Below are 25548 nucleotides of genomic sequence, written 5' to 3'. Positions count from 1 at the left end.
AAGCCACTGATGAAGAAGATCCTTATGCAGCGTATGTTATTCCTGATGATTTAATGTGGTAATACATACAATGGCCTTTATGATGTAAATCTAAGGGCCTTTTTTGATTTGGGTTAAAAAATATTAATTTAACAAATGTTCAAAATATTAAGAAAAAATACTTAAAGAATAAATTCCTTCACCACTTTATCTATTAATCCCGATATAATAAATCATAATTTTTTAAGTCCTCGCGACATTCTTGAAGATTTCTTCAGGTATCCAAATTTTACGTCATGTACTAATGAATGACGTACAACGTAATCAGTTCTGTGTATTTACACATACTCAAAAGATCGAAAACTAAGTGATATTGATCTGACTGACTTTCTTGTAAATTTAATTGCAAAGATTTAATTAAGTGGCTTTTGTCTTAAAGGTAGTAATTCATGCTGAAGTGGTTTGAAAAACTTGTAGATCCCTACCCAACAAAAGGTCTGGATGAACCTTTACCAACTCGTTTTTTTCCATTTATTTGGCAAGCGACGGAAGGCTTACGCCCTTACTTATTATTACTTATTCTGTTTACAGCAGGTGCTGCAAGCTTTGAAGCCTTACTTTTTTCAAAGATTGGACAACTTGTAGATTGGTTAAGTAAAAGTCATCCTGAAAGTTTTTTAAGTCAACATGCAACCGATCTATTGCTTTTAATTGGTGTTTTATTTGCCAATATCTTCTTCGTAAATATTCAATCTATTATTAAACACCAGATTTTATATAGTACTTTTCCAATGCGTTTGCGTTGGCGGTTTCATAATCTTTTATTGAAACAAAGCTTAGATTTTTTTCATAACGACTTTGCTGGAAGGCTTTCCGCAAAAGTTATGCAAACTGCTCTGGCAATCCGTGAATTCTGGATTATTTTGGGTGACATGTTGGCTTATGTCGCTATTTACTTTATTACGGTTAGCATTGTCCTTGGGGCTATTTCCCCTATTTTGTTAATACCACTTTTAGTTTGGTTAGCTTTATTTCTCTTAAGTGCATGGTTCTTTATTCCTCGTTTAAGTAAAGTTTCGCAGCAACAAGCTGATGCCAGAGCAGTGATGACTGGCCGCATTACCGATGCTTACACCAATATTCAAACTGTTAAGTTGTTTGCTCATGCGGGACGTGAGAGCCAATATGCCAAAGCATCAATGAAAGAGTTTATGACAACAGTCTATGCTCAGATGCGTTTAGGCACTCTTTTTGAAATAAGTATCAACATGCTATCAGCTGTTTTATTTATTGGCGTTATTGGCACTTCAGTTTGGCTATGGACTCAAGGTTTAGCAGCATTAGGTGTCATTGCAGCGACTACTGCCATGATTTTAAAGCTTAATAGTATGGCTGAATTTATGATGTGGCATATGTCCGCGTTATTTGAAAATGTCGGAACCATTCAAGATGGTATGCAAACATTAGGTAAAAAAATCAATATTCAAGACAAACTAGATGCAAAAACTCTTGAAGTTGCCAAAGGTGAGATTGTATTCAAAGATGTGAGTTTTGCTTATAACAATAAAAATGTAATTGATCACTTCAATTTACATATTAAAGCAGGCGAAAAGATTGGTATTGTTGGGCGTTCAGGTGCAGGTAAATCCACTCTAATCCAACTGCTTTTACATTTTTATCATCTTAAAGACGGTGAAATTTTAATTGATGGCCAAAATATTGAAAATGTGACTCAAGATAGTCTTAGAGCAAATATTGCCTTAGTAACCCAAGATACGTCTTTATTACATCGCTCAGTGGCTGAAAATATTAAATATGGCCGTCCAGATGCATCTGATGCCGAGATGGAGAATGCTGTAAATAAAGCAAAAGCAGCCGAATTTATACCTCAATTGGTTGATTTAAAAGGTCGTAATGGATATCACGCCCAAGTCGGTGAACGTGGTGTAAAACTTTCTGGTGGTCAAAGACAACGTATTGCCATCGCACGTGTATTCTTAAAAGATGCTCCTATTCTCATTTTAGATGAAGCAACCAGTGCACTAGATTCAGAAGTTGAAGCAGCGATTCAATCCAGTTTAAATGACCTGATGGTTGATAAAACGGTTATTGCAATTGCACACCGATTATCTACTATTGCACAAATGGACCGTTTAATTGTTCTTGATGAAGGTCGAATTGCTGAGCAAGGAACACATGAAGAGTTAATTGCTCAAAATGGAATATATGCACAATTATGGAAACGCCAAACAGGCGGCTTCCTGTTTGAACAAAAAGTTTTACAGGGTCAAGATTAATGCTTTATTTAGAAGATTTGAAAATTGGTGATCGTTTCATTAGCCGTGAATATGAAATCACCTTAGATGAAATCAAAAAATTTGCAAACTCCTATGACCCTCAAACATTTCACACAGATGAAGAGCAAGCTAAGCATGACCCTATTTTTCAGGGGATTGCTGCCAGTGGTTGGCATACGTCAGCCATCACTATGCGTTTATGGACAGAATGCATGCCAATTCATGGCGGCCTCATAGGTTCCGAATCTAGCCTACGATGGCCACGCCCCACCCGACCTGGTGACAGAATTCATGTTGAAGCTGAAATTTCAGCTATCACACCATCCAAAACAAAATTAGATCGTGGTATTGTTAGTTACGTTACGCAAGCCTTAAATCAACACGGGGATGTTTTACTTATTTCAACAACAAAAATTGTTGTCTTTAAAAAAAATGTTTAAAAATGGTTGATATGATTGTCTAACAGTTTTTATAAACTCAGATTATATTTCATGACAAGATGTGTAAGAAATGCATGTGAAAAATTGATGAGAGCAATGGAACGCATATGAAAATTACCTCAGCTCGTCAAGATCAGGGTATTCCGGGTGTCTATGGCTTATTGCTATTAGATGTTGTTTCACGTTGGGGATACAACGACGAAACATTATTTGCTCCATTTCATCTTACCAGCGAGCAACTGGCTGACCCTGACTATCGTATTTCTACACCAGTAGCAAATGAACTAGTAAAACACGCGCTTAACTTAACTGGCGAAACTACATTGGGTTACCATCTTGGTACTCAAATGCGTATTTCAATTCATGGCTTCATTGGCTATGCAATTATGACAGCCAAGGATATTACAGAAGCAATTGCTCTTGCGGCTCGTTTTATTCAGCTACGCTTACCCTTTTTACAATTATATTTCTCAACTTTTGGGCCTAAAGCAACCTTACAATTACAGTGTGATATTGAACTTGAACCTTTACGTACAGAAATCGTTTTAGGTTTAACCATTGGTATCATGAGCATGGCTAAAGCCATTACTGGTATTGAAGATTTAGCTGGTGATGTAGATTTAGATTTCCCAGAACCAGAAGGTTTTGACAAATATAGAAATAAGCTAAGCAGCACAATTCGCTTTAACCAACCTCATTTAATTTCAAGTTTTGATAAAAAATATTTAGGAATTAAATTGGTTAATGCTGACCCTATCGCAAGTCAAGTTGCTATTAATCAGTGCGAAGCTGAATTATCCGCTTTAGGTGAACGCCGTCGTTTAGCAATGCGAGTTCGTGATATTTTAAGTAATTCTGAACAACATTATTTAAGCATCGAAAATGTAGCTGAATGTCTACATATGTCTGATCGAACGCTCAAACGTCAATTAGCAGCGGAAGGAACATCATTTTCAACGTTAGTTGATGAAGTACGTTATCGACATGCAACATCTTTACTTTCACGTACAGATTATAGTCTTGAACAAATTGCTGATGAACTTGGCTATTCGGACGTTGCAAATTTTAGCCGTGCTTTTAAACGCTGGAGTGGCCGCAGTCCGAGCAACTGGCGTAAAGACCCATACTTATAATTTTAAAACTATTGGACACAAGCTTAAGGAGTTACCATGAATCATCCTTCGGAACTGAAGTATGCACGTACACATGAGTGGGTAAAGATTGAGGGTGATCTTGTTATTACAGGGATTACCGATCATGCACAAGATGAACTTGGCGATTTGGTTTACGTTGAAACTCCAGAAGTTGGGAGTAAAGTTACTGCTGGCGAACAAGCTGGTGTAGTTGAATCAGTAAAAACTGCTTCTGATATTCATGCTCCTGTTTCAGGCACTGTAGTAGAAGTAAATACTGACCTTGAAGATGATCCTGATTTTGTAAATGACGATCCATATGGTAAAGGTTGGATTTATAAAATCAAACCAGACAACATTGCAGATGTTGAAAAACTTTTAACAAATGCAGAATATGAAGCTGGCTTATAAAAGATAGCTAAAGCTTTTCATATTTAATAAAAACCAGTTTAGTCTTAAACTGGTTTTTTCTTTATCTATTCAAATTCAGTTTTACGCATCGGTGACCTCTATGACAAAGCTTGTTGTATTCTCTGGCGCTGGCATGAGTGCCGAAAGTGGAATTAGCACTTTTCGTGACAGTAATGGTCTATGGGAAAATTACGACATCCAACAAGTTGCCACACCTGAAGCATGGCAAAAGAACCCTGCTCTAGTTCAACGCTTTTACAATGAACGACGTAAAAATATTTTAGAATCTCAACCCAATTCAGCTCATCAATATATTGCAAAGTTACAAGACTATTTTGACGTACAAGTTATTACTCAAAACATTGATGATTTACATGAACGTGCCGGAAGTACCAAAGTTTTACATTTGCATGGAAATATTCGTTTAGCAAAGAGTTCTGGCCCAAATGCACAATTTACAACTCAGTTTTATGACATTAACGGTTGGAAATTAGATTTAGAACATGACCTGTGTCCAGATGGTTATCCCCTTCGCCCACATGTTGTTTGGTTTGGTGAAGCTGTACCTGCTTATGAAGAAGCAATTAGAGTCGTGCAAAGTGCAGATATTTTTATTGTAATCGGCTCCACATTAAGCGTATATCCGGTTGCGGGTTTAGTGCATGAAATTGCAGCTCAATGTAAAGCTTACTATATAGATCCCAAAGCAGATCATGGACGTGTTCCTCAACAATACGAATTATTAAAGATGTCAGCGACTCAAGGAATGCATGAACTTTTTGAGAATTTAACCAATTAATTGCTATTTTTAAGGACTAAATAAATTTAATTTGAATAAAAATTACTATTTTTTAGATAAAATTTTTTAACATTGTTCTAATTTTGCTCAATAAAACTTTATCCCCAAAGTCCGTTGTAACTAAATTTAGAGTTATTTTTTTAAAAATATTTTTATTTTCCATAAAATCTTTAAAAAATAAATATTAAAAAATTATAAGTTAATGATTAATATTATAATTTTTCTATTAAAAAACCCACTTATTTTAACTTACACAAAGATACAAAAGTACAATATAAAAATAACAGAGCAAAAAAAATCTTTTGTGGTTGAATCTCAACCTCTTGAATGCCGTACAAGAAAACAGCGACCTGGATTAGGTTACAATCACGGATTATGGATATAAGGACACACATCCATCATGAGTTATTTTGATCCCACCCTCATCATGTTTATGGTGTACATCGTAGCAATGGTACTTATTGGCTTATTTGCCTACCGTGCTACAAGCGACTTCTCAGATTATATTCTCGGTGGTCGTAGTTTAGGCAGTTTCGTTACTGCGTTATCCGCAGGCGCATCAGACATGAGTGGTTGGCTACTCATGGGTTTACCAGGAGCAATTTATCTTTCTGGTCTATCTGAAGCGTGGATTGCAATTGGTCTTATTATCGGTGCTTGGCTTAACTGGCTACTGGTTGCTGGTCGATTACGCGTTCATACTGAAATTCAAAACAATGCATTAACTTTGCCCGATTATTTTACAAGCCGTTTTGATGATCAGAAAAAAGTACTTCGTATTTTCTCTGCCGTTATCATCTTGGTTTTCTTCGCTATTTACTGTGCTTCAGGCATGGTAGCTGGTGCCCGTTTATTTGAAAATCTATTCGGCATGTCTTACAACACAGCTATTTGGCTCAGTGCTATTGCAACCATCAGTTATGTTTGTATCGGTGGATTCTTAGCAATTAGCTGGACTGATACATTCCAAGCTGGATTGATGATTTTTGCCCTGATTTTGACACCAATCGTGACTTACCTTGCGATCGGGGACACAACTCATTTTGTTACCCTCATCGAAACTGCACGCCCGCATGCATTTAATCTCATCTCAGATTTTGGTGTGGTAGCAGTTTTATCCTCCATGGCATGGGGTCTTGGTTACTTTGGTCAACCACACATCCTTGTACGTTTCATGGCAGCCGACTCAGTAAAATCTATTCCTGCTGCTCGCCGTATTGGCATGACTTGGATGATCTTGTGTTTAGGTGGTGCTGTCGGTGCTGGTTTCTTCGGTATTGCTTATTTCGAGCAACACCCTGAATTAGCAGCAGTTGTAAGCAAAAACCCTGAAACTGTATTTATGGAATTGACTAAAATTTTATTCAATCCATGGATTGTAGGTATCATTTTGGCTGCAATTTTAGCTGCTGTTATGAGTACGCTAAGCTGTCAACTTTTAGTATGTTCAAGTGCTTTAACTGAAGATTTATACAAAGGTTTCCTTCGTAAAAATGCATCTCAAAAAGAACTTGTATGGGTTGGCCGTGTCATGGTTCTTGTTATTGCTGTTCTTGCAATTATTCTTGCAGGCAACCCTGATAGCAAAGTTCTTGGTCTTGTTGCTTATGCATGGGCTGGCTTCGGCGCAGCGTTTGGTCCGCTTATTATCTTGTCATTGTTCTGGAAACGTATGAATTTACAAGGTGCATTAGCTGGTATGATCGTTGGTGCAGTTGTGGTTATTGGTTGGAAAAATCTTTTCGCAAGCACAGGTGTTTACGAAATCATTCCGGGCTTTATCCTTGCATTTATCAGCATTATTGTAGTGAGTCTTTTAACTAAAGCGCCAAATACGACTGTAACTGGACGCTTTGAAGAAGCAGATAAACTCTACAAAGAAAGCGTATAAATCATTGAAATAAATAAAGGGGCTTTAGCCCCTTTATTTATTTTTGGTTTTAATTTTAATTTTTGAAGTATCTTTGACTACCTGCATTACTGGATAACTGCGAGTTTCTTTCACGCCCGGTAACTGCCATAGCACCTGCCCCGCAATACGTCTAAATTCTTCCATACTGCCACTTCGTAATTTGATTAAAAAATCAAACCCTCCACTCACCATATGACATTCAACAATTTCCGGATAGTGAACCACAGCATCAATAAACTCATCTAGAACATTAGGTGTGGTTTTATCTAGTAATACTTCAACAAACACCAAAAAATTTGCATTTAATTTGACTGGATTTAATTTTGCTTCATAACCCAAAATGAAATCATCTTTTGTCAGCTTTTGAACTCGGGCCATCACAGCAGTTGGAGATAAATTCACAAGTTCGGCTAATTTACTGTTAGAAATACGCCCATCTGTTTGAAGAATATCCAAAATTTTTAAATCAGTGCGATCAAGGCTTAATATTGGGCCATTCATCTGAATTTTCCTCTAAAAAATGGGCTAAATATAGTGAGTTATTCGGTGTTTCTTCTGTAATGATAAATTATCTAAACCTCTCTACTCAAGATCTTTGTACGAGAGTCGGTTGGCGGAAACAGATATGAACACAATGGATACTTTTCATCAAATGGATAAATCTCACCAAGGCTATATCACCGAATTCAACGATAAAAGTGAGTTTGAACAACGCATCAATACAGCTTGGCGACGTGCTGAACCAGAAGCTGTAGAAGAGCTATTACAAGCTGCTGCGGTATCTGATGATTTAGATCATAAAATTTATGACCTTGCTTTTAATCTTGCTAATAATTTACGTGAACGTAAGACCTCTTCGGGTAAAGCAGGTATTGTTCAAGGGTTATTACAAGAATTCTCTCTTTCTTCACAAGAAGGCGTGGCACTTATGTGTCTTGCTGAAGCTTTGCTTCGTATTCCAGATTCTGCAACACGTGATTTGCTTATTCGAGATAAGATTAATCAAGGTAACTGGAAAGAACACGTTGGCCAAAGCAGCTTAATGTTTGTAAATGCTGCGGCATGGGGCCTCATGTTAACTGGTAAGCTTATGGAAACTCCAAAGCAAACCAGTCTTTCAAGTGTACTTACTGGCCTTTTAGCACGTAGTGGACGTGGTATTATTCGTAAAGCTGTTGACGTTGCAATGCGTATGATGGGTGAGCAGTTTGTAACTGGTGAAACCATTGAAGAAGCTGTAGACCATGCGAAAGTACTCGAAGACAAAGGTTTTCGCTATTCGTACGACATGTTGGGTGAAGCAGCATTAACCGAACATGATGCTGAACGTTATTTTAACGATTATACGCAAGCCATTCATGCAATTGGTAAAGCATCGAATGGTAAAGGCGTTTATGATGGCCCGGGTATTTCAATCAAGCTTTCTGCTTTACATCCTCGCTATCAACGTGCGCAAATTGAACGTGTTCATCAAGAACTTTACGGCAAAGTATTTGAACTCGCTCTTTTAGCTAAAAATTATAATATTGGTTTAAATATTGATGCAGAAGAATCAGAACGCTTAGAAATTTCACTTGAGTTACTGGAACGTCTTTGTTTCGAGCCAGAGCTTGCAAACTGGAAAGGCATTGGTTTCGTTATTCAGGCTTACCAAAAACGCTGTTTCTTCGTAGTTGATTATATTATTGACCTTGCTAAACGCAGCCAAAAACGTCTCATGATCCGCCTTGTGAAAGGTGCGTATTGGGATAGCGAAATTAAGAAAGCGCAAATTGAAGGTATGGATGACTACCCTGTCTTCACGCGTAAAGTACATACAGATTTATCTTATATCGCTTGTGCTAAAAAATTACTTGCTGCACCAGAGTTCATCTATCCTCAATTTGCAACTCATAATGCTCAAACATTGGCAACGATCTATCAGTTAGCTGATCCGAGCAAATATTATGCGGGTCAATATGAATTCCAATGCTTACATGGCATGGGTGAACCGCTTTATGAACAAGTTGTTGGTCCACGTGAGCAAAATAAATTAGGCGTGCCATGCCGTATTTATGCTCCTGTTGGTAACCATGAAACGTTGTTAGCTTATTTAGTTCGTCGTTTACTTGAAAATGGCGCGAATACTTCATTCGTTAACCGTATTGCAGACAAAACACTTAAAGTTGAAGATCTTATCCAGTCTCCAATTTACGACATTCGTCATGCAGCTAAGCTTGAAGGCTCAGTTGGTTTAAAACACCCATCAATTCCATTACCTTTAGATATGTACGGATCACTCCGTAAAAACTCTAAAGGCTATGATTTAGCAAATGATGCTCCACTTGAAGCTTTAGATAGCACAGCTCAACAGCTCCGTAATCGTATTTGGCAAAGCCATCCATTATTGGCAAATAACGATTCATTAGAGCAAGGTCATTCTGTTGCAATTACAAACCCAGCACAAAATGATGAAATTGTTGGGTATGTGCAAGAAGCAGATCTTAAGCATGTCGAAATTGCATTGAATGCAGCAGAACAAGCTCAATCTGAATGGTCAAATACGCCTAAAGAACAACGTGCTCAATACTTAAAACGTGCAGCAGACCTCATGGAAAGCCGCATTCAAGAATTGATGGTTCTGCTTTGCCGTGAAAGTGGTAAAACTTATGCCAATGCAATCGCAGAAGTTCGTGAAGCTGTAGATTTCTTACGTTACTACGCAACTCAAGTCGAGAATCTTCCTTCAAATACAGTGATTGAACCTTTAGGTACAGTACTTTGTATTAGTCCATGGAACTTCCCTCTTGCAATTTTCTCTGGTCAAATTGCTGCCGCATTAGTGAGTGGTAACTGTGTTATTGCTAAACCTGCTGAACAAACGCCATTAATCGCAGCTCAAGCCGTTCAGATTTTATGGGAAGCTGGTATTCCACATGGTGCTGTACAGCTACTTCCTGGCCGTGGTGAAACAGTGGGTGCACAGCTTAGCCAAGACAGTCGTATCGATGGCATCATGTTTACTGGCTCGACTGAAGTTGCCAAAATTTTACAGAAAACTGTTGCGAAACGTTTATCTGATAATGGTCAATCTATTCCTCTCATTGCAGAGACTGGCGGTCAAAACGCCATGATTGTGGATTCATCCGCATTAACTGAACAAGTTGTGCTCGATGTTGTAAGTTCTGCTTTTGATAGCGCGGGTCAGCGTTGCTCTGCTTTACGTATTTTATGTGTGCAAGAAGATAGTGCTGCAAGCGTAATTAAAATGCTTAAAGGTGCAATGCAACAGTTGATCGTAGGTAACCCTGCAATTTTAAAAACTGACATCGGTCCTGTTATTGATGATGAAGCAAAGCAGACGATTGACCAGCACATCCAGAAAATGAAGTCTAAAGGCTACCCTGTACATCAGTTGATGTTCGGTGCAACAAGCCAGAATGAATTAGATAAAGGAACTTTTGTTGTACCAACGGCAATTGAGTTACCTAATCTTGATGATTTGCAACGTGAAGTCTTTGGTCCAGTTTTACACATCATTACCTATAAGTATGGTGAACTCGAACAACTCATCTCACGTATTAATGCCAAAGGTTATGGTTTAACAATGGGTCTACATACCCGTATTGATGAAACCATCCAAACCGTCATTCAGCATGCTGAAGTTGGTAATCTCTATATCAACCGTAATATTGTCGGTGCAGTTGTTGGTGTACAACCATTCGGTGGTGAAGGTCTATCTGGTACAGGTCCAAAAGCTGGTGGTCCGCTCTATATGTACCGCTTAATGCAGCACTGTTCAGGCAAAGTACTGGCAACACCATTTGCTATGAAGAATGAGCAAACTGCTTTTGAAGGCTTTAACCGTGAGGTTTATCAGAGCTTACAAAATTGGGCGAAACAGCATTTACCGCAAGCAAATCGTGAGATTGAACCATTTGGTGTGGGTAAATTCTATGAGTTACAAGGCCCTACCGGGGAAAGTAACCAATATATTATTTTGCCGCGCCATCGTGTTCTTTCAATCGCTGATACAGAACAAAATCAATTGCATCAGTTGCTCGCAATTTTTGCAGTGGGTAGTCAAGCAGCAGTAATGCCTAATAGTCCATTATTGGCAAAATACAAACAAACTTTGCCAAAAGATGTGCTTGCAGCAATTACTACGGTTAAAAATATTACATCAGATGATTTTGATGCAGTTTTACATCATGGTAACCGTGAAGAAATCTTCTCATTACAGCAAGAAGTTGCTAAGCGTTCTGGTGCAATTATTGGTATTACGCACGTTGAGCCAAATGAGAATATTCCACTTGAACGTTTAGTGATTGAACGTGCGATTAGTGTGAATACAGCTGCAGCTGGTGGTAACGCAAGCTTAATGACAATGACTGATTAATCGATAATTTTCTAAAAAAGCCCAAATCTCAGTATTTGGGCTTTTTTATTTAATAAAGTAATCTATTCTTAAATATATAAATTTTATCAAATCGAGATTCGAATAATGGTCTTTTTAGAACCAGAACAATATCAACAAAGATGCGCTCAACTTTTTAATTCGTATAAAAAAGATATTGCCATACTTTTACCATCTGCCAAAGTTGAGCACGTTGGTTCATCTGCAATACCTAATGCAATTTCAAAAGGTGATCTAGATATTTATGTTGAAGTTGAACCTGATCAATTTGAATTCGCAATAGCTCAGTTAAAAACACTTAATTTTATAGAGAAGCAAAATACACTAAGGACAGATGAGCTTTGTATGCTCGAATCACTCAATAACGATGATGTGGCATTTCAAATTGTAGTAACGGATTCAGTATTCACATTTTTCTTAACATTTAGAAATAAGCTTATGGATTCTCCAGCTCTAGTCAACGAATATAACCAATTAAAATTAAAGTGTAGCCATTTAGACCATGATCAATATAGAACAATAAAAGCAGATTTTATTAATCGCGTTTTGAAACATCCTTAATTTTAACGTTAGTCTTGCTTATTGATATCTAGCTAAAATTGGCTCCTGTAACCCCGTTTTTTTTGATACCATTCACTATTTGATTCTGTCTAAATTTTCTTTGTCTATGACCTCTTCTTATCATCAACAACTTCAAACTAAAATTGACCGCATTACTGCCCAATTTTCTGAATTTACTCCACCTACATTAGAAGTGTTTGAGTCACCTGAACAACATTTCCGTATGCGTGCTGAGTTTCGTATCTGGCATACAGAAAATGACATGTTCTATGCCATGTTTGAACGTAACGATGATGATAAGCAAAAAACAGTTGTACGCATTGATGAGTTTCCTATTGCTGACCAAAGCATTAATGATTTAATGCCAAAACTTTTGGAAGAACTCAAAGCTGAACCCAAGCTTTCTAGCCGTATATTTGAAGCTGATTTCCTCGCTACACTTAGCGGAGAAATGTTAGTTACCTTAATTTATCACCGTAAACTAGATCAAGAATGGGAACAGGCAGCTAAAGCGCTTGCTGAGAAGTTAGACATTAAAATTATGGGCCGCAGTCGTGGCCAGAAAATTATTATTGGCGATGATTTCGTCGTTGAAGAATTCGAACTTTTAAACCGTTCATTTAAATACAAACAAATTGAAAGTAGCTTTACTCAGCCAAATGCACAGGTTTGCAAAAAAATGCTGCAATGGGCATGCGATGCAGCTGAAGAATCGAAAAAACACTTATTAGAGCTGTACTGTGGTAATGGCAACTTTACTCTTCCGCTTTCTTTAAAGTTTGAACGCGTTTTGGCAACAGAACTTGCAAAATCCTCTGTTTATGCTGCTCAATGGAACATCGAACAAAATCAGATCGATAACATTCAAGTAGCCCGTCTTTCAGCTGAAGAATTCACTCAAGCTTATCAAGGTGAGCGCGAATTCCGACGTCTACAAGAAGCAAATATTGATATTCAGAGTTATGATTTTGATACCGTATTTGTTGATCCCCCACGTGCAGGGATTGATGATGAAACTTTGAAATTATTACAAGGTTTTGAACGTATTATTTACATTTCATGCAACCCAGATACATTGTATGAGAACTTAAAAATATTAGGTTTAACTCACCGTATTACTAAGTTTGCATTGTTCGATCAATTCCCTTATACGCATCATGTTGAGTCAGGCGTATTACTTGAGAAGATTTAAACAAAATCTTTCATTGTAAAGTTTTAAATAAGGAGGTTTTGTACCTCCTTATTTTTTAACATTTTATTAGTTAAGTATTTAAATTTTCAAAAAATATCAAGTCATCTATTCGTCATAATTTCGTTTAACTCGAGCATTCCTATCGAAAATTCTTGAGTTCAATTGGTGGATTTATCACTTATAGAGACTTGTATTTTATTTTAAATTGGCTATATTTCGAGCTATGTTAGGTTGTATATGAAGGCTCTATGAGTTTTTGGCAAAAGCTGTTCTTAGCAGATCAACAGCATAACGAGCATAAAAACCAAACTGCTTGTGTTGAAAATGACTGCTCATGTAAAACAAATGAACAACTTCTAAGTGCTCTTGCACTAGCAACAGATGAAGATGTCATTAAGGGAATAAAAAAAGTTCTTATTTCCCGTGGTTATAGCCGAAAAGAGTTAAATGAACTCACTCAAAAACCATCTATTCACTAATAAAAAAGCCAGTCTTGTACTGGCTTTTTTATATTTCACTTTATTTGGCAATCTGTCTGATCAACCGAACCCACTATTGGCCCCATTTCAAATAATTGATCATTACGCTTGTTTTTTTGAATATATAAACTAGAAATAGAACCATCAAGATATAAAGCCTGCTCTGCCTTAAGATTTCTTTGAAAGAACTGAGCAAATCTGTAGAAACTCACGCTATTTTTCGATATTACAAAGTAGAGCTTATTATTTCGAATACCAACACCATTACGAATTTTATTCGACTGAGAGTCTGGTAGAAAAAGGGAGTTGATCTTCCCATCAATAACTAACATCGGGCCAGATTGTGTCGCATACTCAACGTTGAAATCTCGTTGGCTATATAGCTGCGTTGTTAAAATAAAGGCCTGTTTTTTATTCCAACCTAGCACACCATTCGGCTGTAAAAAGAAATTTCCCAATCCTTTATTTTCATTTAATGGCTGAATTACTTTAGCTTGCTCAACATACAGCCCTACTGGAGAAAATCCTGGATGAAACATCCCTGCATTCATTGCAAAAGAAAGACGTTCACATTGCTTTAAATTTTTCTGAATATTATTAAAGCTTTTGTAATACTGATGATTATTGGAATTCTTAAGAAACAAACGCAACTGTTTTAAATTGCTAATTGCAATCACATCATATTGGTCACCTTCTGCTGTTTTAACTTGCTGATGGTCTATGGCATAGACAGACTGAATCAAAAGACCATATATCGTTAAGCACCCCATCAACCATTTCATTTAGTACCACCAAGCATGACATTTTTCCTTCATATGAAAACTTTAAATTATATACAATAAAGACAAATAGATTGGGTATGAGCCAAACTCATTCATTCGACGTAATCAATACACTCTGCATTGCTGATATTGGTTATAATGCTTGGCAGCTTTTCAATAAAAGCCATTTACACTTTATTGGATCAGCGTAAGCATGCAGCAATCGAATAAACGCTACCCTCTAGGGGCTCATCTCATCGTAAAGCATCTCGGCTATAGCCACCATGGTATATATGCTGGGAGAGGTCGAGTTATCCATTATTCTGGCTTAGCGCATTTCATTAAAAAACGTCCGATTGAGATCACCTCAATAGATGCATTCTCGCATGGCAAAAAAATTCACGTTCGCTCTTATGAAACGCCACGCTATAAAGGAAAAGCAGTCGTGCGTCGTATGCGTTCACGTATGCATGAAAACCACTATCATCTCATTATTAACAACTGCGAACATTTATGTAGTTGGGCCATTACCGGAATTGAAAGTAGTACTCAAGTTGAACGTATGATGCACCGATTAACCACCATCGGTTATGTAAGTTCAATCATGAGCTATATGAATGGTATGATGCTTACTGTAGCAACAACATGTTTTGCTCTTGTTCTTTATATTAAAAAGAAATTGCGTGATCAAGCAAAAATGAAGGTTCCTACTTACCAATTCCTCAGAGAAAAATCTGAAAAAAGGAATATTGATCCTTCAGTCCCTTTAGTATTTATAGATCCAGATAAAAAAGAACCAATCTAAATAAAAAAGCCCTCAAAGATGAGGGCTTTTTAGAAAACTTATAACTTATTTTTTAGCTGCATTAGCAACAGTTGCTTCAGTCGTAATGTTTACAGTGATCTTATCACCAACATTAGGTACATAGTTTCCTAGACCAAAATCAGAACGCTTGAATGAAGTTGTAGCATTGAAACCAATCGCTGGAACTTTTGCCATTGGGTGTTCGCCTTGCTTGTTTAAAACAGCATCAAGCACAACAGGCTTCGTTACACCTTTAACAGTTAAGTCACCAGTAATTTTAAAGTGCTTTTTGTCTTTTGTTTCAACTTTAGTACTTTTAAAAGTAATGTTTGGATATTTAGCTGCATTAAACCAAGCTTCTTCTTGGAACTCTTTATCCAAAGCAGGAACGTTTGTATTTACGCTGCTTAAAGGAATAGTTACATTAACAGATGAGTTTGCTGGTTTAGCATTATCAACTTTAATTACACCTTGGATATCCGAGAAGTTAGCGCTTGGAGTAGAGAAACCAAAGTGATTCCACGAGAAAACAGTAGCTGTATGTGTTGGATCAATTTTGTAGTCGACTGGTGCAGCTAAAGTAACTGAACTAGCTAATGCTACTGCCAAACCGAAGCTTAATGTTTTAAGATGCATTTTTCGTATCCTTTATTGATATAGTCGTTAGTGTATACATCAAGTAATTTAATTCACTATTCTTTATAAAACGATATGTTTCATCCATGCAACAATAAAAGCGTTACAGTTATTATTTAAAAACAATATTATAAAGTATAGGTACTATCGTACCGTGTCTGGACTCTTAAATTAATTCGTTTTTACTTCGATTTTTGATTAATAATAAGGTAAAACATGGCTAACACTGCTCAAGCACAAAGTACTTCCACTCCATATCGAGTAACTCTTACCGATCCTTCAGGTCACCAATGGTTTGCTGATGAACCAACTGATAAAGGTGGACAAGATACTGCACCAAACCCAGTTCAAATCTTACTGTCTGCTTTAGGTGCTTGCACTACCATCACATTAGAGATGTATGCAAATCTTAAAGGTATTAAGATTGATCATGTTCAAGTGGACTTAGCATTAAACCCAAATGGTGAACCAGAGAAAGGCCAAAATAATATTGAACGCAAAATCACACTCAAAGGTGAATTCACGGAAGACCAACACAAGCGCTTACTAAAAGTTGCCGAGAACTGCCCTATTCATAAATTACTGACGTCTCAAATCAATATTCAAACCGAACTTAGCATTTAACTTCTCAAATATAAAAAAGCGCCCCAATCGGGACGCTTTTTCTTCTGCTTAGTTAAGTCATTAAGCAGTTAATTCTTTTACTGCTGCAACAACAGCTTCAGTTGTAATACCAAAGAATTGGAACAAATCTTTTGCTGGTGCAGACTCACCATAAGTTGTCATACCAATTACTTTGCCATCAAGACCAACAAACTTCCACCAGTAGTCAACATGAGCTGCTTCAACTGCAACACGTGCACGGATATGAGCTGGTAACACAGCTTCACGATATGCAGCGTCTTGTTTCATAAACTCTTCTGCACATGGCATAGAAACTACACGCACACCGTCAAGTTGAGCATAAGCTTCCATTGCTAAAGAAATTTCAGAACCAGTTGCAATAATGATTGCTTTCAATTCGCCTTTTTCTTCAGCAAGAACGTAACCACCTTTTGCAACATTTTGAATTTGTTCTTCAGAACGTGCTTGGAATGGTAAGTTTTGACGAGAGAAAATAAGTGCTGTAGGGCCATCTTTACGCTCTAAAGCAGATTTCCACGCAGTAGCAGTTTCTACAGTATCAGCAGGACGCCATGTATTTAGGTTCGGTGTACCACGTAAAGAAGCAATTTGTTCGATTGGTTGATGAGTTGGGCCATCTTCACCTAGACCAATTGAGTCATGTGTATAAACATGAATTACACGTTGTTTCATCAATGCAGACATACGTACTGCATTACGCGCATATTCCATAAACATTAAGAATGTTGCAACGTAAGGAACAAAACCACCATGCAATGCAACGCCATTCGCAATTGCAGTCATACCGAACTCACGTACGCCATAATATACGTAGTTACCAGCTGGGTTCTCTTGAATGCCTTGGCAACCTTTCCAAAGCGTTAAGTTAGAACCAGCTAAGTCAGCAGAACCACCTAGTAATTCAGGCAATAAAGGACCAAATGCTTGTAGTGTGTTCTGGCTCGCTTTACGTGTTGCGATGGTTTCGCCTTTCGCATTTGTTTCACGAATGAATGCATCTGCTTGTGCTGCAAATTCAGCTGGTAAATCACCGCTAATACGACGAAGTAACTCAGCTGCTTCAGTTGGATATTTTGCTTGATATTGTGCAAATACCGCATCCCAAGCTGCTTCAGATTCAGTACCTTTTGCTTTCGCGTCCCATGCAGCATATACATCAGCAGGAATAACAAATGCTTCTTCTTTCCAGCCTAATGCTTCACGAGTTAAAGTAATCTCATCTTTACCTAATGGCGCACCATGACAATCTTCTTTACCTTGCTTATTTGGTGAACCTAAACCAATAATCGTTTTACACATAATGATTGTTGGTTTTTGAGTTTCAGCTTTTGCTTCGATTGTTGCTTGACGAATCGCATCAGCATCATGCCCATCTACACGAAGAACTTGCCAACCATAGGCTTTAAAGCGCTCTTCTGTATCATCGCTGAACCAGCCTTCTACTTCACCATCAATTGAAATGCCATTGTCATCATAATAAGCAATCAATTTACCAAGCTGTAAAGTACCTGCTAAAGAACATACTTCGTGAGAAATACCTTCCATTAAACAGCCATCGCCCAAGAAACAATAAGTAAAGTGATCAACTACTTTTAAATCATCTTTATTGAACTGAGCAGCTAAAGTCTTTTCTGCCAATGCAAAACCAACTGCATTAGCAATACCTTGACCTAAAGGACCAGTCGTAGTTTCGATACCTGGTGCATAACCATATTCAGGGTGGCCAGGAGTTTTTGAATGTAATTGACGGAACTGTTTTAAATCTTCAATTGAAAGATCATAACCTGTTAAATGAAGCAAAGCATATTGCAACATTGAACCATGGCCGTTTGATAAAACGAAACGGTCGCGGTTTGCCCATTGTGGGTTAGTTGGGTTGTGATTTAAAAACTCGCGCCAGACGACGTCAGCAATATCTGCCATCCCCATTGGAGCACCAGGATGCCCTGAGTTTGCCTGTTGCACAGCATCCATTGCCAATACACGAATTGCATTTGCAATACGACGTTCGTTTAAAGGGGTCGTCATAAGATCAGAATCCAATTTTAATAGATTGATGAAAAGAAGAAGATGAATAACAATTCAATGCCGCTATATTGTCTTAAAAAAAAGGCTGAGGGTAAACCCCAACATAGTATATTTCTTTATTTTTAACCGTTTCTTGGTTACACAAAAATCATTTGGACCTTTAAGTTATACAAAACAGTGCTCATTTTCTTAAATACTGCTCCCCTATACGAACAGACCGTTCTATTAGACTTTGATATATAGATAAAATATTTTGAAATCTCTATGTAAGTCGATCATGTTTCTTTTCTTTAAAATCCTACTTAGAAGACATAATCTTTTTGTTAATTCATATGTATAAAAAGTACTCTAATAACTTGTTATTAAAATACCAATACTTTAAATAAACATTCTTTATATCAATTTTACTAATACACTTATCAATTAAAACACAGTATAAATGAAACAAATTCATGCTTTTTGGTCAGTATGAACTGGTCCTTAAGCTCAAGTCGATGTAACATATTATGTCTTTTGAAATAACCAAGATAGGACTTTCATGCGCGAGTACGCTGTTTTTACCTCGGAATCTGTAAGCGAAGGTCATCCCGATAAAATGGCCGACCAAATTAGCGACGCTATTTTGGATGCAATCTTAAAAGAAGACCCATACGCACGTGTTGCATGTGAAACACTGGTAAAAACAGGCGCTGTTGTACTTGCTGGTGAAGTAACAACGACTGCTAATATTGATGTTGAAGCTGTTGTTCGTAATACTGTTAACGGTATTGGATACCACCACTCTGATCTTGGCTTTGATGGATCAACATGTGCTGTAATCAATATGATTGGTAAACAATCACCAGAGATTGCACAAGGTGTAGACCGTCAAAAACCTGAAGATCAAGGTGCCGGTGACCAAGGTTTAATGTTCGGTTATGCAAGCCGTGAAACAGACGTTTTAATGCCTGCTCCGATTTCTTATGCTCACCGTTTAATGGAACGTCAGGCTGAACTTCGTCGCTCAGGCACACTTCCATGGTTACGCCCAGATGCAAAAAGCCAAGTTACTTTTGCATATGAAAATGGCAAGCCTGTACGTCTAGATGCAGTTGTTTTATCTACTCAACATGATCCTGAAATTACTCAAAGCCAGCTTAAAGAAGCTGTTATTGAAGAAATTATCAAGCCGATCATTCCTGCTGAAATGTTCCACGCTGCGACTAAATTCCACATTAACCCAACAGGTATGTTCGTTATTGGCGGCCCTGTAGGTGACTGTGGTTTAACAGGTCGTAAAATTATTGTTGATACATACGGTGGTATGGCTCGTCACGGCGGTGGTGCTTTCTCTGGTAAAGATCCATCTAAAGTTGACCGTTCTGCTGCATATGCAGGCCGTTATGTTGCAAAAAATATTGTAGCAGCTGGTCTTGCTGACAAATGTGAAATTCAGGTGAGTTACGCAATTGGTGTAGCAGAACCTACTTCAATTTCAATTAATACATTTGGTACAGCAAAAGTTTCTGATGAGTTGATTATTCAACTTGTACGTGATCATTTCGATTTAAGACCGTTTGGTATTACTCGTATGCTGGATCTTATTCAGCCAATGTATAAACAAACTGCGGCTTATGGCCACTTTGGTCGCGAAGGATCAGATACTGCATTTACATGGGAAAAAACTGATAAAGTTGAAGCTCTTAAAGATGCTGCTGGCCTCTAATATAAAATCATAAAAAAGCCCGCCAATGAGCGGGCTTTTTTACAGTTCAAATTTCATAATATGCAGGGTTTACTCTTCTAGCAACCATCCTTGATGCCATATCATTTGTAGCTCTGATCAAAATTTATTGTCTTGTGGTTTTATCATCCTGATTTAATACATCAAGTAATGTTGACTGCGTCGGAGTATCTTGATGGTTCTGAACGTAAATATGGACAACTTTAAATACAACGACAACCGCTAGACAAGCCATCACACAAAACATCCACAAACCATACGGGCTTCGAATATGTTGCGAACCACAATATGGACATGATTTATCAGTTGATGCCACAACTTTGTCGCAACACGCACAATGGTATTGATATAGCATAGGTAACCCTCCTTCCCTCATTTCAACCGTTGTTTTTTTAATAGGTTTGCTGCATTTTTAATTTATACATCCTTTATATTTATCCTATGTGAAATGAAAAGATAATTCAATCTGAATGAACAATTGAGTCAATTAAAAAATATTAATAAAATACAAAAAGATAAGTTAAATATTATTTTTTTGGCACTATTTTTCTTATTTTGATATTTTGCCAAATTTGCTAAAATAAGCGAATAATCTCACATTTTAGGCAAATGCATGTCTCATACACAGCTGATTAATAAAGGTGGCTTTCGCGAAAGGGCAAACCGAAGTCGAGGTTATCAACAATCTGAAAACAAGCAAACCGCTCTACCTTCAAATAAATATCAACCACAGCCGAAACCACAAGAAGAAACTAAATTAGAAATAGACGATAGTGATTCATCTACTTCGGTTTCTCAGAATCAATAATAATTTTAAAAATAAAAAAAGCTTAAACCCATCAGGTTTAAGCTTTTTCATAACATAATTACTTATTAATCTTTATTTTTATGCTCAATTTTTTTGTGGTTTGGCGTAACATCTCGCGCTTCGCCATCAATAATGTTTGAGTCATGATATTGGCCTTGACCACCACCTTGCTGATTCTGCATATCTTGCATTTGACGCATTAAATCAGCAAATGGATTTTGTCCTGAAGCATTACCGCCCATACCACCCATCATTTTATTCATCATAGCTTGTTGGCGTTTTGCAAGAGTTCTCATCGCTATGTTACGGAATGCGGTTTGAACACCAGGAATCAAAATTAAAACAGCCAAAACATCAGATACAAGACCTGGCAACATTAATAAGAAACCTGCAAAAGCGTAAGCAAGTTTTTTAGTTACAGTTGGGTCACTACCTAACTGGCCTGTCATCTGCATTTGCTGTAATTGAGGCATAATACCAGCAGTACTTCTGCGAATAAGCCCCAAACCAATAAAGAAAGCAATAATGAACCAAAAGAACACGTACCATCCACTGATGAACTGTGCTACGCCAATCCATACGGCAATTTCAACAATCGCGCCCAGAACTACAATAAGAAGTAAATTCATGTAAAACTTTATCTATCTCAAAAAGAAAATTCATTGCAGTTTTATTTGACCCAACCCTATCTAAGTTTCACATAAGGATTAAGCATTTCTCTTAACTCTGATTGTTTTGTCTAATTTCTAAAAAATTAACAATACTATCGGATCAATAAGAGTCTGCAATACTGGAGTACATTTGATTTTAACTCGATAAAAACAAACATGCTTTCTTATTAATGAGTGCTGTATCAGGTTTATCAAGTGCCACTTCAATCAGATTTTAAATTTTTTACTTTATTTGAGCGAAAAGTTCTTCGAAAAAGAGCGTATTTAGTCAAATAAAGTCTTATTTACTTAGCAAATTTATGAGTATTCCTTTATTTCCGTTGTACCCTTGGAGAACTTAAAATACTACCGACATGTAGATCTCGCTAAATAGCTTACATTTTACCTATCTAAAGTCAGTTCTATTCAAGTTAAATTAATTAATAACACTTCACAAATTAAACTTAGTCAGAACTATGTATAAAAAAGTCCTTGTCGTTGCAACAGCTACTCTATTTTTATCTGCCTGCACTTCTAACACGGTAAAACAACACCAAATACACTCTATTTCCGCCAATAAAAATTCAGAAGAAATTAAATCTCTGTTTGATCAGGCACACACCACGGGAGTTTTAGTGATTAAGCGTGGGCAGACCGAAGAAATTTATGGCAATGATCTTAAAAGAGCATCAACAGAATATGTTCCCGCCTCTACATTTAAAATGCTAAATGCTTTAATTGGACTTGAACATCATAAAGCAACGACAACTGAAGTATTTAAATGGGACGGGCAAAAGCGTTTGTTTCCTGATTGGGAAAAGGACATGACTCTAGGCGATGCAATGAAAGCTTCTGCTATTCCAGTTTATCAAGAACTAGCGCGAAGAATTGGACTTGATCTTATGTCTAAAGAGGTTAAACGTATTGGTTTCGGTAATGCGGACATTGGTTCAAAAGTAGATAATTTTTGGCTTGTCGGCCCACTTAAAATTACACCTGAGCAAGAAACCCAATTTGCTTATGACTTAGCTAATAAAACTCTTCCATTTAGTAAAAATGTACAAGAACAAGTCCAATCAATGGTGTTCGTAGAAGAAAAAAATGGACGTAAAATTTATGCTAAAAGTGGTTGGGGATGGGATGTTGAACCACAAGTTGGCTGGTTAACCGGCTGGGTCGTTCAACCACAAGGAGAAATTGTAGCGTTCTCACTCAATTTAGAAATGAAAAAAGGAATTCCTAGTTCTATTCGAAAAGAAATTGCTTATAAAGGATTAGAACAACTCGGTGTTTTATAATTTAGGCTCTATAGCCCTGTTTTTATTTCATCATAAACTGGGCTATTTTCTTAAACTTGAGATTGAGCTTTATGATTTACCCATCAACTGGCTGCTGCGGCGTATTTAAATTTAACTGATAAAAAGCGGCATCCAACCATTGTCCAAACTTAAACCCGACTTGTTTAAAAGTACCTGCATGGATAAAGCCCATTTTTTCATGTAAACCAATGCTTGCCTGATTGGTCGCATCAATACAGCCTATCAATACATGTAGATCAGCCTCGTGAGCACGCTTAATCAACTCTTGCATTAAAATTTTGCTTAGCCCACAACCACGATGCTCATGATGAATATAAATACTATGTTCAGCGGTATATTTATAGGCAGGAAAAGCCCTGAAAGTTCCCCAGCTTGCAAAACCTAATAACTTGTTTGTTTCATCAATAATACCAATCACTGGAAAACCATTTTCTCGTTTAACTGAAAACCAGTTTTTCATCGATTCTTGAGAGCGCGGTAAATAGTCATATAGAGCGGTAGAATTGATGATTGCCTCATTCAGAATCTCTAATATAGCCCCAGAATATTCGGCTTCATTACAATCAATTAAACGAAAATTAGAATTGAGGGAATAGGTCATAAAGATTCCTTAACGGCAGAAACAAGTTGATTAGAGACGACTAAAATATAGCGAGCGACTTGAGATGAATTATTGCTGTATATGACAGGCTGGTTGAGTTGCATTGCCAAGCAATCCCCTGTGCTTAAAGCATAAGAAGAATCGCCTAATTGAATATCAATTTCGCCTTCAACCACCCAGAGTTGCTGTTGTACCACCTTGGAGGTTTCACTAATTTCATAAGTAATTCGTGACTGAGGCGGGAATTCGATTTCAACGATTTGAAATGGAGATTTCCAATTTGGCGGTGAAACTTGACGGCGAATATAACCTGTTTCGGGATCTTTCCATTCTGATTGTTGAGTACGCCGAACCATAGGTTGAGGTGATTGATTGTTTTGTGGGATATCAAATAGCTGGGTCAAAGGCACACCTAAACCATTTGCCAGCTTTTCAAGGACAACAGCTGTAGGACTCGCCTCACCTCTTTCAATTAATGAAATTGCAGAACGACTTACCTGACATCGAGTTGCAAGAACATCTAAGGTATATCCACGGGCTAGACGCAATTCACGTACTTGCTGCGCAATGCGTATATTTATATCTTCCATCTGCCGACAGACTTTAATTCCAAAATTATAGATAAGTATTCCATTAAAATAGAATTACATCAAATGATTTTAGAAAATATAATTTGGTTCAATAAAACCGAAAAATAACCATTCATCACAGCATTCTTTAAATTACTCATGCAGAACCGTTTTGGCTATGTAACAATACCCACTGAACTATTTATATAAGTCTTCACATGGCATTGATTATTGGTATTGACCCGGGTTCACGCTTAACAGGTTATGGAATCATTGAAAAAGATGGTAGTAAACTGCGTTTTGTTGATGCTGGTACAATCCGAACTGAAACTCAAGAAATGCCGGAACGCTTAAAACGCATTTTTGCTGGCGTTGAGCGAATTGTGAAATTTCATGGTCCAACTGAAGCTGCGGTTGAGCAGGTCTTTATGGCTCAAAACCCAGACTCTGCTTTAAAACTGGGGCAAGCTCGCGGTGCTGCCATAGCCGCATTAGTTAATTTAGATTTACAAGTTGCAGAATATACTGCCCGTCAAATTAAACAGTCTGTCGTTGGTTATGGTGCCGCAGATAAAGAACAAGTACAAATGATGGTTATGCGATTACTTAACTTGACGATTAAACCTCAATCCGATGCAGCCGATGCTCTAGCTGCCGCTATTTGCCATGCTCATGCATCGGGAAGTATGAGTAAACTTTCTGTCCTTAATGCCTTAGGTGGTATGGCGCGTGGACGAAGCCGCTCTAGCAGTCGTAGACGTTAAAACTTTCTTAGTTCACTACGTGAGTAATTGCTTCATTCATTTGATAAGCCTGTAAACCACGCATACCTTGTTTTGCAAGTTCATCACCTGCTTGAGCATGAAGGGTAACAATCTCATGTAATGCAATTGCTTTATGGAACTGAGCTTTTAGACTTGCAATCATTCCAGCTAATACATCACCCATTCCACCAGTTCCCATACCGGCATTACCTTCGGTACAAATATACAAGTTATCCTCTAAAATTAAGCTACCCGCACCTTTAAGTACCCACTGACCATCATATTTATGTTGCAAGGCATAAATTGCAGCAATTCGGTCATTTTCAATTTGCGCTGTAGAGAAACCAAGTAAGGTAGCAGCTTCGCCTGGATGAGGCGTCGCATAAACATGTACACCCAATTTTTCAGGCTGCTTGGCAAGAAACCATAAAGCATCTGCATCTAAAACAGTTTCTAGGTATGTACTTTGATTTAACAAATTAAACCATTGCTGATAAATTTGCTGTGCCCAGTCATCTCGCCCTAGCCCCATTCCAAAACATACTGCATCAATTTGAGATAAAATATCTTTAATACCATCTTCATCTAAAGCATTAATATCACGGAGCATAATATTAGGTGACCGCGACAAAATAGCTTG

General features: G+C 37.5%; 26 protein-coding genes. 17 read left to right on the top strand and 9 right to left on the bottom strand.

Features of this window, described 5'->3' with window-relative positions:
- From UC75_RS19735 to putP, 7 genes are all read left to right on the top strand, one after another.
- Positions 1–62: DUF2058 family protein (locus tag UC75_RS19735; protein WP_228137199.1), on the top strand; the 62-nt coding region annotated here is incomplete at its 5' end.
- A 366-nt stretch (positions 63–428) separates the two neighbouring features.
- The gene (locus tag UC75_RS01935) at positions 429–2276 is read left to right on the top strand and encodes an ABC transporter ATP-binding protein (protein ID WP_049836508.1); all 1848 of its coding nucleotides are present in this window, start codon (positions 429–431) and stop codon (positions 2274–2276) included.
- On the top strand, positions 2276–2716 hold the full coding sequence (locus UC75_RS01930; protein WP_004792778.1) for a MaoC family dehydratase: 441 nt from the start codon (positions 2276–2278) through the stop codon (positions 2714–2716). Before UC75_RS01935 ends, UC75_RS01930 begins: the two co-directional genes overlap by 1 nt.
- 107 nt (positions 2717–2823) lie before the next feature.
- On the top strand, positions 2824–3849 hold the full coding sequence (locus tag UC75_RS01925; protein ID WP_004792780.1) for an AraC family transcriptional regulator: 1026 nt from the start codon (positions 2824–2826) through the stop codon (positions 3847–3849).
- A gap of 36 nt (positions 3850–3885) precedes the next feature.
- Entirely contained in the window at positions 3886–4260 is a 375-nt protein-coding gene (gcvH, locus tag UC75_RS01920) for a glycine cleavage system protein GcvH (RefSeq protein WP_005069578.1), read from the top strand.
- A gap of 91 nt (positions 4261–4351) precedes the next feature.
- Entirely contained in the window at positions 4352–5059 is a 708-nt protein-coding gene (locus UC75_RS01915; protein WP_111853753.1) for an SIR2 family NAD-dependent protein deacylase, read from the top strand.
- Positions 5060–5459: 400 nt separating this feature from the next.
- Positions 5460–6950, top strand: coding sequence for a sodium/proline symporter PutP (gene putP / locus UC75_RS01910; RefSeq protein ID WP_005304658.1), 1491 nt, complete (start codon positions 5460–5462; stop codon positions 6948–6950).
- 33 nt (positions 6951–6983) lie between these two features.
- On the opposite strand, the gene UC75_RS01905 is transcribed toward putP, so the two are convergent.
- Positions 6984–7472: an Lrp/AsnC ligand binding domain-containing protein gene (locus UC75_RS01905; protein ID WP_005304655.1), complete on the bottom strand. Its 489-nt coding sequence runs from the start codon at positions 7470–7472 to the stop codon at positions 6984–6986.
- A gap of 124 nt (positions 7473–7596) precedes the next feature.
- Between UC75_RS01905 and putA the strand changes: the two genes are divergently transcribed.
- The 4 genes from putA to UC75_RS01885 all read left to right on the top strand — a co-directional run bounded on the left by putA (position 7597) and on the right by UC75_RS01885 (position 13599).
- Positions 7597–11349 carry a trifunctional transcriptional regulator/proline dehydrogenase/L-glutamate gamma-semialdehyde dehydrogenase gene (gene putA, locus UC75_RS01900; protein WP_049836506.1) on the top strand — a complete coding sequence of 1251 codons (3753 nt, stop codon included), beginning with the start codon at positions 7597–7599 and terminating at the stop codon, positions 11347–11349.
- A gap of 105 nt (positions 11350–11454) precedes the next feature.
- The gene (locus tag UC75_RS01895) at positions 11455–11928 is read left to right on the top strand and encodes a GrpB family protein (protein WP_049836505.1); all 474 of its coding nucleotides are present in this window, start codon (positions 11455–11457) and stop codon (positions 11926–11928) included.
- Positions 11929–12034: 106 nt separating this feature from the next.
- Positions 12035–13120, top strand: coding sequence for a tRNA (uridine(54)-C5)-methyltransferase TrmA (trmA, locus tag UC75_RS01890; protein WP_049836504.1), 1086 nt, complete (start codon positions 12035–12037; stop codon positions 13118–13120).
- Positions 13121–13368: 248 nt separating this feature from the next.
- Positions 13369–13599 carry a hypothetical protein gene (locus tag UC75_RS01885; RefSeq protein ID WP_003651412.1) on the top strand — a complete coding sequence of 77 codons (231 nt, stop codon included), beginning with the start codon at positions 13369–13371 and terminating at the stop codon, positions 13597–13599.
- A gap of 35 nt (positions 13600–13634) precedes the next feature.
- Here UC75_RS01885 and UC75_RS01880 read toward each other — a convergent pair whose 3' ends face one another.
- Positions 13635–14381 (bottom strand): phosphodiester glycosidase family protein, encoded by a 747-nt coding sequence (locus tag UC75_RS01880; RefSeq protein WP_049836503.1) that lies wholly within the window; start codon positions 14379–14381, stop codon positions 13635–13637.
- A 193-nt stretch (positions 14382–14574) separates the two neighbouring features.
- Here UC75_RS01880 and UC75_RS01875 point away from each other — a divergent pair, with 193 nt between their 5' ends.
- Entirely contained in the window at positions 14575–15165 is a 591-nt protein-coding gene (locus UC75_RS01875) for a lecithin retinol acyltransferase family protein (RefSeq protein ID WP_049836502.1), read from the top strand.
- A 45-nt stretch (positions 15166–15210) separates the two neighbouring features.
- Here the strand turns inward: UC75_RS01875 and UC75_RS01870 are convergent, their stop codons facing one another.
- Positions 15211–15801 (bottom strand): YceI family protein, encoded by a 591-nt coding sequence (locus UC75_RS01870; RefSeq protein ID WP_005304638.1) that lies wholly within the window; start codon positions 15799–15801, stop codon positions 15211–15213.
- A gap of 216 nt (positions 15802–16017) precedes the next feature.
- Between UC75_RS01870 and UC75_RS01865 the strand changes: the two genes are divergently transcribed.
- Complete coding sequence (locus UC75_RS01865; protein ID WP_005304635.1) at positions 16018–16425, top strand: OsmC family protein; 408 nt, start codon at positions 16018–16020, stop codon at positions 16423–16425.
- A gap of 60 nt (positions 16426–16485) precedes the next feature.
- Here the strand turns inward: UC75_RS01865 and tkt are convergent, their stop codons facing one another.
- Entirely contained in the window at positions 16486–18474 is a 1989-nt protein-coding gene (gene tkt, locus UC75_RS01860) for a transketolase (protein WP_049836501.1), read from the bottom strand.
- A gap of 538 nt (positions 18475–19012) precedes the next feature.
- Here tkt and metK point away from each other — a divergent pair.
- Entirely contained in the window at positions 19013–20179 is a 1167-nt protein-coding gene (gene metK, locus UC75_RS01855) for a methionine adenosyltransferase (RefSeq protein WP_004792802.1), read from the top strand.
- A 124-nt stretch (positions 20180–20303) separates the two neighbouring features.
- Here metK and UC75_RS19235 read toward each other — a convergent pair whose 3' ends face one another.
- Positions 20304–20552: a hypothetical protein gene (locus UC75_RS19235; protein WP_005304620.1), complete on the bottom strand. Its 249-nt coding sequence runs from the start codon at positions 20550–20552 to the stop codon at positions 20304–20306.
- Positions 20553–20810: 258 nt separating this feature from the next.
- On the opposite strand from UC75_RS19235, the gene UC75_RS01845 reads away from it, so the two are divergent.
- The gene (locus UC75_RS01845; protein WP_049836500.1) at positions 20811–21005 is read left to right on the top strand and encodes a hypothetical protein; all 195 of its coding nucleotides are present in this window, start codon (positions 20811–20813) and stop codon (positions 21003–21005) included.
- 65 nt (positions 21006–21070) lie between these two features.
- Here UC75_RS01845 and UC75_RS01840 read toward each other — a convergent pair whose 3' ends face one another.
- The gene (locus tag UC75_RS01840) at positions 21071–21634 is read right to left on the bottom strand and encodes an FxsA family protein (RefSeq protein WP_049836499.1); all 564 of its coding nucleotides are present in this window, start codon (positions 21632–21634) and stop codon (positions 21071–21073) included.
- Between the two features lie 497 nt (positions 21635–22131).
- Between UC75_RS01840 and blaOXA the strand changes: the two genes are divergently transcribed.
- On the top strand, positions 22132–22953 hold the full coding sequence (blaOXA, locus tag UC75_RS01835) for an OXA-213 family carbapenem-hydrolyzing class D beta-lactamase (protein ID WP_049836498.1): 822 nt from the start codon (positions 22132–22134) through the stop codon (positions 22951–22953).
- Between the two features lie 76 nt (positions 22954–23029).
- On the opposite strand, the gene UC75_RS01830 is transcribed toward blaOXA, so the two are convergent.
- A complete protein-coding gene (locus tag UC75_RS01830) occupies positions 23030–23575 on the bottom strand; it encodes a GNAT family N-acetyltransferase (RefSeq protein WP_049836497.1) in 546 nt (181 codons plus the stop codon).
- Positions 23572–24165, bottom strand: a complete 594-nt coding sequence (locus UC75_RS01825; protein ID WP_049836496.1) for a helix-turn-helix domain-containing protein — start codon at positions 24163–24165, stop codon at positions 23572–23574. The genes UC75_RS01830 and UC75_RS01825 overlap by 4 nt, the downstream gene beginning before the upstream one ends.
- A gap of 197 nt (positions 24166–24362) precedes the next feature.
- On the opposite strand from UC75_RS01825, the gene ruvC reads away from it, so the two are divergent.
- Entirely contained in the window at positions 24363–24908 is a 546-nt protein-coding gene (gene ruvC, locus UC75_RS01820) for a crossover junction endodeoxyribonuclease RuvC (RefSeq protein WP_002121356.1), read from the top strand.
- Between the two features lie 7 nt (positions 24909–24915).
- Here ruvC and UC75_RS19730 read toward each other — a convergent pair.
- Positions 24916–25548: ADP-dependent NAD(P)H-hydrate dehydratase (locus UC75_RS19730; protein WP_228137018.1), on the bottom strand; the 633-nt coding region annotated here is incomplete at its 5' end.

Source organism: Acinetobacter sp. V2, from assembly GCF_001188385.1.
Taxonomy (GTDB): Bacteria; Pseudomonadota; Gammaproteobacteria; order Pseudomonadales; family Moraxellaceae; genus Acinetobacter; species Acinetobacter oleivorans.
Note: the sequence above shows the minus strand (reverse complement) of the source record. Positions and strands in the feature narration are given on the sequence as shown.